Below are 13,310 nucleotides of genomic sequence, written 5' to 3'. Positions count from 1 at the left end.
ATAAAAGTTATTAATTAAGCAGCTGAGATACCGCTTTACGCAGATTTAATAAGGGTTCTGAGCCACAGGCTAGAGCTTTGATACAGAGGCTGGTATAGCCTTCTGCTAACCTTGCAGGTAATATGCTCACCCCCGCATTAAGCTTAGATTGCTCAATAAGTGTTTTGATATTTTCTAGGGGTAGGCTTTTAGTAAAAAGAATGGCATTGAGATAATGGGTAAAGTCTCCAAACATGCAAGGGTTTTTTAAATCCATGTGCGTAGGTTCTAACAGGGTATTATCTAAAAAAAGAGGTCTTGTAGTGCCATTTTCTTGATAAGAGATATTAAGCGTAGAGTGTAGGCGCTTGAAGGCAAAAGTTTCGCCATGGGCGATACGCCCGGCAGTGATGATTTCGCTATAAAGCAGTTGTGAGTCAGGGTGCAAGATAATAGAGCTGTGGTTTTGGAAATGCGCGTTTTTGAAAGGAATAAGAGGCAGGGGAGAAAAATCTAAAAAAGCGTGGGGCTTTACTTGGATTTGGGTATAACGGCTTGCATAGCCATCTTCTGTATCTTGGATTTTTTCAAAGCTTTGGCTAGAGAGCTTGAGTTGGCAATGCGCGCCTACCTCTATTTTAATATCATGCGCATCACCCTTAAGCATTCCCGGACTCACCGCGATAAGTATAATTTCTGCGCGATTTCCCTCATAAAAGGGGGGCATGAGCTTAAAGGGGGGGGTGAAATAATTATCCTCAATGATACAGCGACCCGCCTGCCCTATCTTGGTTTTCAGATAGAGTTTTGATTCTTGTGGATAACTGCTTATTTGCTCCATTTTAATCTTCTAAAAGCGCGTATTTTTTAATCCAGCCTATGACGCGATCTAAGCCCTCTTTATTGCGGATATTGGTGAATAAAAAGGGTTTTTCTCCGCGCATTTTTTTAGAATCGCGATCCATCACACCCAAATCAGCCCCCACATAGGGCGCTAGATCAATTTTATTAATGATGAGTAGATCAGATCGCGTAATGCCCGGCCCGCCTTTTCTTGGGATTTTATCCCCCTCAGCCACATCAATAACAAAGATTGTAAAGTCTGCTAGCTCTGGGTTAAAGGTGGTAGAAAGATTATCCCCCCCGCTTTCAATAAACATCAATTGAATATCCGGAAATTTATGATGCAACTCCTCTACCGCCTCTAAATTCATAGAAGCATCTTCTCTAATGGCGGTGTGTGGGCAACCTCCGGTCTCTACCCCGATAATGCGCTCTCTTGGCATCACTGAATTTTTACATAAAAATTCGGCATCCTCTTTGGTGTAAATATCATTAGTAACCACCCCGATACTATAATCTGTACTCATCGCGCGGGTGAGTGCCTCAATTAAAGCTGTTTTTCCACTGCCCACAGGCCCACAAACGCCGATTTTAACCATGTTATTCCTTTGAAATGTAAAGATTAAGACATATAAAGTCTGGAGTATAAATCTTCATGCTGCATGGCTCTAATGTCATTAAGAACACTCGCCGCGCATAGATGTGAAATATTTAAAGATTGCAAAGTATTTAAAATATCTTTAAAGCTCTCTTGCAAGGCAAGTAAAATGCGTTGGCCATCGTTTTGGGCTAAGGGAATGGTTTTAACGCAATTAATCACCATGTTAGAACTCTGGGCGTAGAGATAATGTTTTAAGCTAACTTCTAAATCAAATCCCATAGAGGCGCAAAAAACCCCGTAACTAGTGGCATGTGTAGGGGTTGTGGTGGCTTGCGCATAGGCTTTAAAAAAGGGGCTAAAGGGCAAATCTAAAACCAAAAGAGTTTTTAGAAAGCGGCTACCTAGTTTTTGATTGGCTTGGCGCAATTCTAAGGGAGGTGTGGCTAAACACACGCGCTCCTCAATATCTAAAATATGCCCTAAATGGGGTTCTGTACTCTGCCCCCCTTCTTTAGCATGCGTATAAACCAGTTTGAGGCTTAAAAGTTCGGTGTATAGAAATTGGGTGGAGAGATTAGCCTGTAAATAAGCAAGCGCGCTTTGCTTGTCCTTAACTTCTTTTTGTTGGATATAGGTTTCTAGCCCGAAAGAGTGGGTGTAACTGCCAATGGGAAACATGGCATCATTGATCTGGAGCAATAAAAAATCCGCGTGCATGGCTATCCTATTTTTTGATCACAATTTGCAAATCTGTGCTGTCTATAAACTTCATAGGTTTAATATCTAAGGGATCTGCATGGGGAGCGCTTACAGAAATGCGTTTAGAGGCGTCTAGTTTGCTTTTTAAAATGCCATGTCTAACACCCAATTTTTCAAATAATATCTGCATGGGCTTTTCAAATGGAGTTTTAAAACTCAAAGGTTGATCCCCATAATAAAGAGAAGCGTGGCGGTTACCTACTTCATAGCAAATTCTAGCCACTTCATCTGTATTAGAAGCGTAGGCGCAAAGTACCTCTGTGGGGAGAATGTTAATAGCGATGATATTATGGGTGTCTTCAAATAAAATATCCCCATCGCGCAAACCCATTTTAGAAGGGTTACTAAGTTTCATCACCACTTCCACCCCTCCCCTTGAAGCAAAGCGCCCCATGCGTTTTTGGCTATCAAACCACTCCAGATCCACAAAATCCAGCTCTTTAGAGCAATCTCTCTTGTGGATATTGCCTAAAATGGTTTCTACTAGCAAACTCTAGCCTTCTTACACCCAGTGTTCGATAAAGAGAAGCCAAGCAGGAAGCCAAGCGGTTATAATCCCCTCAATGATAGCAAGCCAAGGGACAAAATTACCTAATTTAATTTTAGCCACTTCCTCAATCCAACCAGTTAACCAGAGCACACCCCAAGCCAACCAGATAAAGGCCCACCAATCACCCTCAGTAATGCCTAAAAAGCGGTGGGCTTCAAGCGCATCAGAATAGTGGGATAGAATGGCAGCAGGAATCGTATTGATGGTTACAAACAAGCAGTACCACCCATAAGGACGCCAGTCTAAATTAAAAGTATTGTTAATGGCTGCATACAAGTAAGTAACACCGAATAACAAGCCAGTAGCAGGGCCATAGAAGTTAATTAAGTGCTGTGATACTTGTTGTATATCTTCTGGTCCTGCTACAAGTGGAGCGGCGTGGAAAGTGGAGTAAACGATAGCCACTATATTACAAACAATAGAGATCCCACCTACAAAGTAGTTCATGACGGCTTTACTTTTGGGATCCACACCAGTAAGCCCGCACACACCATTGCTGATCAAAACGATCGCAACATACAATAACACAAGTCCTAGCATTCCTATCCTTTGAACAAACTAGAGATTTTGCCGTTTAAAACGGAAGAATCCTCTGTAACTCCCATTATAAACTAAGAAAGTAAACCCCCCACCCCTTTTAAGTTAGCACAAAATACAGGGCTTTTAAACCCCATTTAAACGCAAGAGTCGGGCACAAAAGCCCCCCTCCTACGGGGACTAAAGAACCAAGAAACTAGAACAAGTTGTAGAGTTGAGCTAAGCTAATTTTATCAGCAGCTTTAGAAGTAACTTCCTGCCCGTCTACTTTGACTTTGTAGGTTTCAGGATTGACCTCAATGTGAGCGGTTACATCGTTGAATTTGAGGTCTTTTTTGGTGATGTTGCGGCAGTTTTTCACAGGCAATACTTTTCTTTGTAAGCCAAGTTCATGTTTAATGCCGTTTTCATAAGCCACTCGAGACACAAAAGTAATATTGGTATCAAATTTGGCTTTACCATGGTGTCCAAACATTTCGCGGTAGTAAACGGGTTGAGGAGTAGGAATAGAAGCATTGGCATCACCCATTTGAGAGAGTGCAATCATACCACCTTTGATAATCATGTTAGGTTTAATGCCAAAGAAAGCAGGACTCCAAAGCACCAAATCTGCATATTTGCCCACTTCTACAGAACCCACATATTCAGAAATGCCATGTGCGATAGCGGGGTTAATGGTGTATTTGGAGATGTAGCGTTTGATGCGGAAATTGTCATTATCGCCTGTTTCTTCCTTCAAGCGACCAAATTCTTTTTTGTTTTTATCCGCAGTTTGCCAAGTGCGGGTAATCACTTCACCCACACGCCCCATAGCTTGAGAGTCAGAGCTTGTAATGGAGAAAATCCCCATGTCATGGAGTTTGTCTTCTGCGGCGATAGTTTGGGGGCGAATCCTAGAGTCAGCAAATTCCACATCCTCTTTAATGTTTTTATCCAAGTGGTGGCAAACCATTAACATATCCATATGTTCGGCTTCGGTGTTTTTGGTAAAGGGGATAGTGGGGTTAGTAGAGGCTGGTAAAACATTAAAAGCTCCAGCCATTTTAATCACATCTGGAGCGTGCCCACCGCCTGCGCCTTCTGTGTGGAAAGTGTGGATAGTGCGCCCTGCAATGGCTTCTAAAGTGTCTTCTACACAGCCAGCTTCATTAAGAGTATCGGTGTGGATAGCCACTTGTACATCATACTCATCAGCAATTTTAAGAGCATGGTGGATAGCTGAAGGTGTGCTGCCCCAGTCTTCATGGATTTTAAAGCCAATAGCCCCAGCTTCAAGTTGTTCAACCAAAGAAGGTTCATAAGAAACATTACCTTTACCCATGTAGCCTAAATTCATGGCGTATTCTTCAGAGGCGCGGAGCATTTCTTTTAAATTCCAGCGGCCTGGAGTGATAGTTGTCGCATTAGTACCATCAGCAGGGCCTGTTCCGCCTCCAAGCATGGTTGTAATGCCGCTAGCAAAAGCGGTGGGGATTTGTTGTGGAGAAATAAAGTGAATGTGGGTATCAATCCCGCCAGCTGTAACAATTAAACCTTCACCAGCTAGTGCTTCTGTAGCAGGACCTACACAAAGGCGGTTGCAAACGCCGTCTTGAATGTCTTTATTGCCGGCTTTACCAATGCCATGGATCTTGCCATCTTTAATGCCAATGTCGGCTTTGTAAATCCCGGTGTAGTCTACAATTAGGGCGTTAGTAATCACTAAATCTAACTCATGGCTGCTGGGGCTATTGGTTTGGCCCATCCCATCGCGGATAGTTTTCCCGCCCCCAAATTTGATTTCTTCGCCATAAGTGGTGCAGTCATGCTCTACTTCTAAAATCAGATCTGTATCGCCTAGTCTGACTTTATCGCCTGTAGTGGGGCCATACATAGAAACATATTCTTTCCTAGAGATTTTTTTCATCGCTTGTCCTTTCCTTATTTATTTTCGTGATCGCAACCGCAATTAACAGTGCCAAAATGTTTTGCTTTTGCGCGTTTGAGAGCTAGTTTTTTGCCATCGTGATCGGCTTGTCTATCTACCAAAGCATTAAAGCCATAGATGCGTTTATTGCCGCCTACATCAATCAAATGCACGGTTTTTTCTTCGCCAGGTTCAAAGCGCACAGCTGTACCAGAGGCGATGTCAAGTCGTTTGCCATAAGCTTTTTCGCGATCAAAGTCTAACAGTTTGTTAACTTCAAAGAAATGGAAGTGAGAGCCTACTTGTACAGGGCGATCGCCTGTGTTTTTTACTTTGAGTTCGATAGCTTCTTTGCCAGCATTTAAAGTGATGTCTTCGTTTTTCAAGATCACTTCCCCGGGGTGGTGTTTGTCGCTTCCAGCTTCTACGGGAGTGTGGATGGTAACAAGTTTAGTTCCATCAGGAAAATTTGCTTCAATGCCCACTTCATGAATCATATGGGCAACACCGGGCATTACATCATCTGCTTTAAGCAAATTCCTACCTTCTTGCATCAAATCTGCCACGCTTTTTTTACCTGCGCGGGCTTCTTCCATTACATAGGCACTAATTAACGCTACTGTTTCTGTGTAGTTTAATTTAATGCCTTTTTCTTTGCGTTTTTTGGCCAATTCGCCCGCATAGTGGAGCATTAACTTGTCCAGCTCTTTGGGTGTTAGTTTCATCCTAAACTCCTCTGTATAAAATATTTATTGGACGGCGTAAACCACCAACGGGGCGTATTCTAGTCTTTTTTGACTAACGAATATTGGTATTCTTGTTACCAAAGATAATATTATTTATTGTAGTTTAGTCTTATCAATGCAATAAACAAGAAAGGGGAAAGATACAGGTTAAAATGGCGGAGAGAAAGGGATTCGAACCCTTGAAGGCTTGCACCTTACACGCGTTCCAGGCGTGCTCCTTCAACCGCTCGGACATCTCTCCAAAAAGCGGTTACTCTAACATATCTTGGCTAACTATGGGGTTAAATGATAAGATTTGGCTAAAGATCACCCCATCTATTCTCATTTTAAGCGCCTCAAGTACCTGCTCCTCATGATCAATCACCCATAAAATCCGCGCGTCTAATAAATAGTCATCTGCCAAGTTTTGGTAGTTTTCCGGCTTCTTATAAACCACTAAATAGGCTGGTTTGAAATTTATCATCCACACAAATTCTTTAAGATTTTCTATACCCACCGCATATTTTACCTGCTGTTTGGTGCAGTGATTTGCTAAATCAAAGGCATATGCACCGGAGGCTTTAAAATAAATGCAGTGTTTAGCGCTAATCTTAGCTATTTGTTCTACTTGTTTTACTCGTACAAACTGCGGGCATGGGATTTTGGGGTGGCCAAAAACTAACATTAAATTCCTCTTTGCAAACAACTTTGGCTACAATACGCGCGCCCATTGCTAAATAAAGCCTCACGGCTAGAAATATAGGTTTTACAGTGAGCACATTCTAAAAGATTTTCAACTTGCTGGGAGTTATTTTCTTTGGGTTTTTTAGATCGCAAGATCCAAAAAATTCCGCCTATAATAGCAAGCAGTAGTAAGAATTTCAACATGACTCTCCTTTATGGTAAAAATAAACCCGTTTGCCATATACAAAGCACTCATGCGGGTTATAGGCGATCTCACCAGCTAGCTGGCTACCCTTATAAAACAAAAAATACCCACCGGATTTTAAAAAAGGCATGCCTAAGGCTAGTAAATCTTGAGTAGGCATTAAGGCTCTAGAGGTGATTAAATCCATTTTTTCAATTTCTAAAGGGTTGAGTGTTTGAATCCGGGTGCGTTTAATCTGCAGATTGTCTAGGGCAAGCGTGTTTTTTACATGGTATAAAAAGGCGCTTTTTTTGATATTGGGCTCTACTAGAATAAAGCGCGCATGGGGGCAAAATACACTTAAGGGTAGGGCTGGAAAACCCGCACCGCTACCAATGTCTAAACATGTATCAAAGGGTTTAATAAAATCTAAAACCTGAATGCTATCATTAATATGTGCTTCTATGTCCTCTAAACTCTTAGCTCCGCTTAAGTTGTGTATACAATTCCACTCTAAAAGCAAAGTCGCAAAGCGTTGTAGTGTGGGATTCATAAGATCAACATTCCATCGCCATAGGAATAAAAGCGGTAGTGGTGTTTAATGGCCTGTTTATAGAGCTCTAAACATTTATCTAGCCCTAACATGGAGGCTACTAGCATGATTAAGGTAGATTGGGGGAGATGAAAATTAGTTAACAAAGCCTGTACATGTTTAACTGGATTGCCCGCGTGCAAGAATAAATTACAATGAGGCGTTTTAAAACCCCTTTTATAGTGTTCTACTGCTCTTAAAGCAGTTGTACCGATACACAAAATACAAGGGGCATGATCTAGGGCTTGTTGTGTGATTAAAGGAATGTCTACAAATTCAGAGTGCATGCCATGCTCTCTAATATCCTCACATTCCACCCCTAAAAAAGTGCCCGCGCCTACATGCAAAGTTAAAAAGGCGTGTTTAAAGTGGGAGAGTAAATACGCCTTAGTGCTTTCTGAAAAATGTAAAGACGCCGTAGGTGCAGCGATAGCCCCTAAATTTTTAGCAAAAACGCTTTGGTAATCTTGTAAATCTTTAATTTCATCAGCGCGTTTAAGATAAGGAGGAATGGGCATATGCCCTAAGATTTCTAGCATATCTAAAACTTCTACCCACTCTAAAAAATGCCCGGATTCTTTGAAAAAGCCCACCAAACGCATGCCATTTGAAAGTACCTCTAGCACTTGGCAAAAATATCCATGATCTAATTGCAAAATTAAGCCTACATGCACTTTGCCCCGGATTTGTACTAAACAAAAGTTATCTTTGGGGTGGTGGATTAAAATTTCTACTAAATGACCGCTCTTCTTGCGCCCAAATAATCTAGCCTTAATCACTTTAGTATCATTTAGTACAATCAACGCATTTTTAGGGAAAAATTCAAAGATATGAGCAAAGGTGGTATGGGTGAGGCGATTTCTAGCGCGCTCATAGATCATAAGCTTTGCCTCCTCTTTGGGTTTAATCGGGTGTGAGGCGATAAGGTGCTTTGGCAAATGATAGGTATAACTAGCGCGTAGAAACTCTTTAGGAATGCTCATTTTCTTCTTCTTTGGAGGCAGGATTAACCCATTTGGCGATCAAAATAGAAAGACCATAAAGGCCCATAAGAGGCAAAGCCATTAAAATTTGGCTCATCACATCTGGGGGCGTGATAATGGCAGCTATAGTAAAGATAAGCACAATGGCGTATTTAAAAAACCCCTTAAGGCTTTCATCGGTGATCAAACCTATTTTGGCTAGAAAAAAGACTAATACGGGCAATTCAAACGCAATACCAAAGCCTAAAATCAGTTGCATAAAAAAACTGACATAACTAGAAGCTGAAATATTGGCCTCAAACATGGCACTTCCAAAGGTGGCTAGGTAGTGGATAACAAAGGGAAAAACCACATAATAAGAAAAACACGCCCCAGCGACAAACATCACGCTCCCAAAAAATACAAAAGGCAACACCATCTTTTTTTCATTCTTATAAAGCCCGGGAGCTATAAAAAGCCACATTTGCCAAAAGATAACAGGCATAGACACCGTTAAAGCCGCAAAAAAACTCACCTTGATAGCCACCATAATGCCCTCAATGGGTGAGATTTGGATTAATTTACCTTGATAAGAAGTTTTGATCCATTCAAAAATGATTTGCCAAAAATGAAAACATAGAGCAAATGCCACAATTAATACAACAATAGAGATCAATAAACGCTTACGCAGGTCCTCTAGGTGGGGTTTGAGATCCTCAAGCATGGGACTTACTTACAGGGGGTTTTTCCAGACTAACTTTAGGTTTTTCATCTACCTCTACTTCTTGAGATAAGGAGTCTAATGGATTTTGTGTAGCAATGCTTGTGAGGGTGCTTTTAAAATCCTGAACTTCTTTGAGTTCTTGCACCTCCTCTAGTTCTTGCTTGAGATTGATAAGAGGTTTAGCGCTTTCCTCAAAGCGCTTTTTATACTCCAGTGATTCTTGTTTGAGTTCTTCAATGTGAATTTCTTTATCTAGGGTTTCTTTGGCTTCATTGAGGGCTTTTTTAACCGCTCTAAAAAACCTAGCCATGTCTAGCATAGCTTGAGGAAATTTTTCAGGCCCTAAAAAAATAATGGCCACCACCACGATCACCACTAACTCAAAAAATCCCATCCCAAACATACACACCTCACTTAATAAACGCCTCCATTATAGCACACCACTCTTTTATATCTTTAATTCTTTTATAAGTTAGATTTTAATAAAATAAGCTTTTCTCTCTAGGCAAAGTTGGTTCCTACTAGGAACTTGGTAAACACAACTCAAGGATACCCAAAATGGAAAACAAAAACCCTAATAAAGCAACCAAAAATAGCATCTCTACTAAGCAGAATTTTCCCCAAGAAAAATTAGAAAAACTTTTCCAAGAACCCCATCCTACCGTCTCTTATGAGCGCATTATTGATGTGATCCAAAAAATCCCCACCACATCTCAGCTCAAAAAAATTAAGGAACTAGTGGCTAAGTATCATAAAACCCTTGTCCACTCCTCTGAGTACGCCCACACTTCCTTATCCTCCCTTGAGCATAAAAATTCGCGCAAGAAATCTAAAGTCTTAGAATACGATATAGAGGAAAACTTAGATTTTATCAAAGAAAAGGAACTACCGGAGTGGTCAAGAAGTGATAGCCCTGTGCGCATGTATTTGCGCGAAATGGGTGAAATCCCACTTCTAAGCAAAGAGGAGGAGGTGTATTTAAGCAAGCAAATTAAGCTAGGCGAAAATATTATTTTAGATGCCATTTGTTCTGTGCCCTATTTGATTGATTTTATCTACAACTACAAAGAGGCTTTAATCAACCGCGAAAGGCGCGTAAAAGAGCTGTTTAGAAATTTTGATAATGAAGGGAGCATGGCTAAAAAAGATGAAGATGTTGAAATAGAGGATAGTGAGGAAGAGGACACACCAGAGATTAAAAGAAATTCCTCTGATAAAGATAAAAAGCGGGTGGAGGAAGTGCTTGAAAGTTTTAAAGCTTTAAACAAGGCTAAAAAAGAATGGCTTAAACTTTTAAACACACCCGTAGAGGAACAAGAAGATCCACTTTTACACGCCTTAACTCTAGCTTATAAATGCCGCGTTCTTAAAGAAAAGCTCTACGATTTAGGGCCCACTAGCAAGCTTATCAATGAGCTAGTTAAGGCTATGGAAACCTCGCTTAAAAGCGATGATGGTTTTGAAAAGGAATTAAAACGGCTAGAATATAAACTCTCTTTATTCAATGAAAGCTTGATTGAAAACCATAAAAATATCCTCAAAAATATCACCACAATGAGCCGTGAGGAAATCATTGCGATGATGCCAGAGGCAACCATGATTGGTGTTTATATGGAGATTAAAAAGCTTTTCCAAACTAAAGAAGCTAGTAAGGACGGGTTTAATTTAGAACCTAGTAAATTAAAAGAAATTTTAAGCCAAATCAAACGGGGCAAATTGATTTCAGACAGGGCTAAAAATAAAATGGCGCGCTCTAATTTGCGCTTGGTGGTGAGCATTGCTAAACGCTACACTTCACGCGGGCTACCCTTTTTAGATCTCATTCAAGAGGGCAATATTGGCCTGATGAAGGCCGTAGATAAGTTTGAGCATGAGAAAAACTACAAGTTTTCTACTTATGCCACTTGGTGGATCAAGCAGGCTATTAGCCGCGCGATTGCCGATCAAGCCCGCACAATCCGCATTCCTATCCATATGATAGACACCATTAACCGCATTAATAAAGTCATGCGCAAATACATGCAAGAAAATGGCAAAGAGCCAGATTTGGATTTAGTGGCTAAGGAGGTGGGTTTGCCTCTGGATAAAGTGAGAAATGTGATTAAAATCACTAAAGAGCCCATTAGTTTAGAATCGCCAGTGGGTAATGACGATGATGGCAAGTTTGGGGATTTTGTGGAGGATAAAAATGTGGTTGGTTCTATGGAGCACATCATGCGCGAAGACTTGAAAGCCCAAATTGATGGCGTGCTTGATCAGCTCAATGAGCGCGAAAAATCAGTGATTCGCATGCGCTTTGGTCTGTTAGAAGATGAGAGCGATCGCACTTTAGAAGAAATTGGTAAAGAGCTCAATGTAACCAGAGAGCGGGTGCGCCAAATTGAAAGCAGCGCGATTAAGAAATTGCGCAGTCCTCAGTATGGCCGTTTGCTTAGAAGTTATTTGCGTATCTGATGACAACCCCGCCCCAGAGTCTTTTATTTTTGTGCTTGGGCAATATTTGCCGCTCCATGTTGGCTCTGGGTATTGCTGAATGCATCATCAGGGCTAAGGGTTTAAATTTAAGAGTAGATGCTGCGGGTATCTCTTCTTTTCATCAGGGTCAACCACCCCACCCACCCATTATCAAGCTCGCTCAAAAACACGGAATCAACATCGCTCACTTTAAAAGCAAGCCTATCACGCAAAGTCTAGCTAATTCTTATGATTGGATCATTGCAATGGATGCTAGTAATATTAAAGCCCTAAGTGATCTCCATATCTCTCATTTACATGTCTATAAACTGGGGGATTTTGGATTAGGTGGTGTGGATATTCCAGACCCCTACACTTTCACTCAAGAGAAAGATTTAGAAGAGGTCTATAAAATGATTGATCTGGGCGTAAAAACCTTGCTTTCTAACTACCATGCTTAGAATAATCCTTCTTGTTTTAGCGTTATGTGTTGGCGTGTCTGCCAAAGAAAAGCCCCTGCTTGATCTTCTTAAACTCCCCCAAAAGGCCACTTATTATTTACCCAAACACAGCCTACCCTCTCCATCTAGAAAAAAACTTAAAACTCTTTATCTAAAACAATGGTATTCCCCTTGGGTGGATATGGCCATAATGCAAGATCAAAAAGAAGTTTTTTGGATGCAAGATACTTTGAATACAATAGGATATAAAGAGGGGGGAGAACCTTATGATCTAAAAACCCTGCAAGATCTTTTTAAGAGTATGGATACTGCCCATTATCCTAGTGTTGCAATTAAGGCCATTGTAGTTACTGATAGCTCTGTACGCGCTGTGCCTACAGATATGGCTTATTACCGTAGCAAAGATGATTATCCCTTTGATCGCTGGCAAAATTCCATGATCTTTGCGGGTACACCGGTGCTTATCACCCATTACAATACCACTAAAACCTACGCGCATATCCAAAGTAGTTTTGTTTATGGGTGGGTCAAAGTAGAAAATCTAGCCCGCATTGCCCCTGATACAATTAAAGAAATTTTAAACTTTAAAAACTACCTCACTCCCACCCAAGATAAGATCCCCTTACACGATTCTTATGGGCATTTTGTAAGCTATGCACACATGGGCGAAATTTTTGCCCAAGTACCCCATATGCTTACACAGGTTTATACCTACGCTAAAGATACAAATGGATTTGTTAAACTTGTCCCCACTTACATGGACTCTAAAAAATTCACAACTTTCCCCAGACCTCTTAATACTAGAGTAATGGCAGCTGTGATTGATACCATGCTAGGCCAAAAATATGGCTGGGGGGGAGCCAATCAAAACCGCGATTGTTCAGCCTTTACTAGAGATAGTTTTGCTAATTTTGGTATTTTACTACCCAGAAATTCCCTTGCTCAGGTGCGTTATGCAAATAACATGGTGGATTTAAGCCATATGAAAGCAAGGAATAAAGAAGCCTACATTATCAAACATGCTACCCCCTTTGCTACTATCCTTTGGCTCAAGGGGCATATTATGCTTTATTTAGGCGTACGCCACAGAAGAGCCATTGTTGCGCATAATGTGTGGGCTATCTCTGTTTCTAGGCTATCTAAAAAACACACTTATAATATTGGTAAAGCGGTGATCACAACCCTTAAACTAGGTAAAGAACACCAAGGGTTATTAGCCCATTCAAATTTACTCATTGATCGCATACGAGGCATGTCAGATTTATATAACTATGCCATTAATTTACCCGATACACCCCAAAGTCTTTAATGGTTAAATTGTTTGGGTATAAAACATGCTAAAATCCGCC

The 13,310-nt window shown here is 40.9% G+C and carries 16 protein-coding genes and 1 tRNA gene; 3 read left to right on the top strand and 14 right to left on the bottom strand.

Annotated features, from left to right (window positions below):
• Positions 1 to 10: 10 nt before the first annotated feature.
• From OO773_RS07800 to tatB, 14 genes are all read right to left on the bottom strand, one after another.
• Positions 11 to 811, bottom strand: coding sequence for an urease accessory protein UreD (locus tag OO773_RS07800; RefSeq protein ID WP_034375526.1), 801 nt, complete (start codon positions 809 to 811; stop codon positions 11 to 13).
• Between the two features lie 10 nt (positions 812 to 821).
• Positions 822 to 1,421 (bottom strand): urease accessory protein UreG, encoded by a 600-nt coding sequence (ureG, locus tag OO773_RS07795; RefSeq protein ID WP_006565067.1) that lies wholly within the window; start codon positions 1,419 to 1,421, stop codon positions 822 to 824.
• Positions 1,422 to 1,444: 23 nt separating this feature from the next.
• Positions 1,445 to 2,140 (bottom strand): urease accessory protein UreF, encoded by a 696-nt coding sequence (locus OO773_RS07790; protein WP_006565068.1) that lies wholly within the window; start codon positions 2,138 to 2,140, stop codon positions 1,445 to 1,447.
• Positions 2,141 to 2,147: 7 nt separating this feature from the next.
• Positions 2,148 to 2,672 (bottom strand): urease accessory protein UreE, encoded by a 525-nt coding sequence (locus tag OO773_RS07785; RefSeq protein ID WP_006564482.1) that lies wholly within the window; start codon positions 2,670 to 2,672, stop codon positions 2,148 to 2,150.
• Positions 2,673 to 2,684: 12 nt separating this feature from the next.
• Positions 2,685 to 3,272 (bottom strand): AmiS/UreI family transporter, encoded by a 588-nt coding sequence (locus OO773_RS07780; RefSeq protein WP_034375501.1) that lies wholly within the window; start codon positions 3,270 to 3,272, stop codon positions 2,685 to 2,687.
• A 193-nt stretch (positions 3,273 to 3,465) separates the two neighbouring features.
• On the bottom strand, positions 3,466 to 5,175 hold the full coding sequence (gene ureB, locus OO773_RS07775) for an urease subunit beta (RefSeq protein WP_034375503.1): 1,710 nt from the start codon (positions 5,173 to 5,175) through the stop codon (positions 3,466 to 3,468).
• A gap of 14 nt (positions 5,176 to 5,189) precedes the next feature.
• Positions 5,190 to 5,900, bottom strand: coding sequence for an urease subunit alpha (ureA, locus tag OO773_RS07770; protein ID WP_034375506.1), 711 nt, complete (start codon positions 5,898 to 5,900; stop codon positions 5,190 to 5,192).
• Positions 5,901 to 6,074: 174 nt separating this feature from the next.
• Positions 6,075 to 6,162: transfer RNA gene (locus tag OO773_RS07765), tRNA-Ser, on the bottom strand.
• 9 nt (positions 6,163 to 6,171) lie between these two features.
• Entirely contained in the window at positions 6,172 to 6,585 is a 414-nt protein-coding gene (locus OO773_RS07760) for a hypothetical protein (RefSeq protein ID WP_231102804.1), read from the bottom strand.
• Entirely contained in the window at positions 6,585 to 6,788 is a 204-nt protein-coding gene (locus OO773_RS07755) for a PP0621 family protein (RefSeq protein WP_034375508.1), read from the bottom strand. The genes OO773_RS07760 and OO773_RS07755 overlap by 1 nt, the downstream gene beginning before the upstream one ends.
• Entirely contained in the window at positions 6,782 to 7,321 is a 540-nt protein-coding gene (rsmG, locus tag OO773_RS07750) for a 16S rRNA (guanine(527)-N(7))-methyltransferase RsmG (RefSeq protein ID WP_006564487.1), read from the bottom strand. Before rsmG ends, OO773_RS07755 begins: the two co-directional genes overlap by 7 nt.
• Positions 7,318 to 8,343, bottom strand: coding sequence for a tRNA preQ1(34) S-adenosylmethionine ribosyltransferase-isomerase QueA (gene queA, locus OO773_RS07745; RefSeq protein WP_034375512.1), 1,026 nt, complete (start codon positions 8,341 to 8,343; stop codon positions 7,318 to 7,320). Before queA ends, rsmG begins: the two co-directional genes overlap by 4 nt.
• Positions 8,330 to 9,046, bottom strand: coding sequence for a twin-arginine translocase subunit TatC (gene tatC, locus OO773_RS07740; RefSeq protein WP_006564489.1), 717 nt, complete (start codon positions 9,044 to 9,046; stop codon positions 8,330 to 8,332). The genes queA and tatC overlap by 14 nt, the downstream gene beginning before the upstream one ends.
• Positions 9,039 to 9,449, bottom strand: a complete 411-nt coding sequence (tatB, locus tag OO773_RS07735) for a Sec-independent protein translocase protein TatB (protein WP_006565071.1) — start codon at positions 9,447 to 9,449, stop codon at positions 9,039 to 9,041. Before tatB ends, tatC begins: the two co-directional genes overlap by 8 nt.
• Positions 9,450 to 9,604: 155 nt before the next feature.
• On the opposite strand from tatB, the gene rpoD reads away from it, so the two are divergent.
• Genes rpoD through OO773_RS07720 form a run of 3 tightly spaced genes read left to right on the top strand, consistent with a single transcriptional unit; the run spans position 9,605 to position 13,270 of the window.
• Positions 9,605 to 11,500, top strand: a complete 1,896-nt coding sequence (gene rpoD / locus OO773_RS07730; protein WP_176485352.1) for an RNA polymerase sigma factor RpoD — start codon at positions 9,605 to 9,607, stop codon at positions 11,498 to 11,500.
• Positions 11,500 to 11,961: a low molecular weight protein-tyrosine-phosphatase gene (locus OO773_RS07725; RefSeq protein WP_040499202.1), complete on the top strand. Its 462-nt coding sequence runs from the start codon at positions 11,500 to 11,502 to the stop codon at positions 11,959 to 11,961. Before rpoD ends, OO773_RS07725 begins: the two co-directional genes overlap by 1 nt.
• Positions 11,954 to 13,270, top strand: a complete 1,317-nt coding sequence (locus tag OO773_RS07720) for an SH3 domain-containing C40 family peptidase (protein WP_006564492.1) — start codon at positions 11,954 to 11,956, stop codon at positions 13,268 to 13,270. The genes OO773_RS07725 and OO773_RS07720 overlap by 8 nt, the downstream gene beginning before the upstream one ends.
• Positions 13,271 to 13,310: the final 40 nt, after the last annotated feature.

It is taken from the genome of Helicobacter suis HS1 (assembly GCF_026000295.1).
GTDB classification, from domain to species: Bacteria; Campylobacterota; Campylobacteria; order Campylobacterales; family Helicobacteraceae; genus Helicobacter; species Helicobacter suis.
This window is presented reverse-complemented; position numbering and strand designations above follow the sequence as displayed.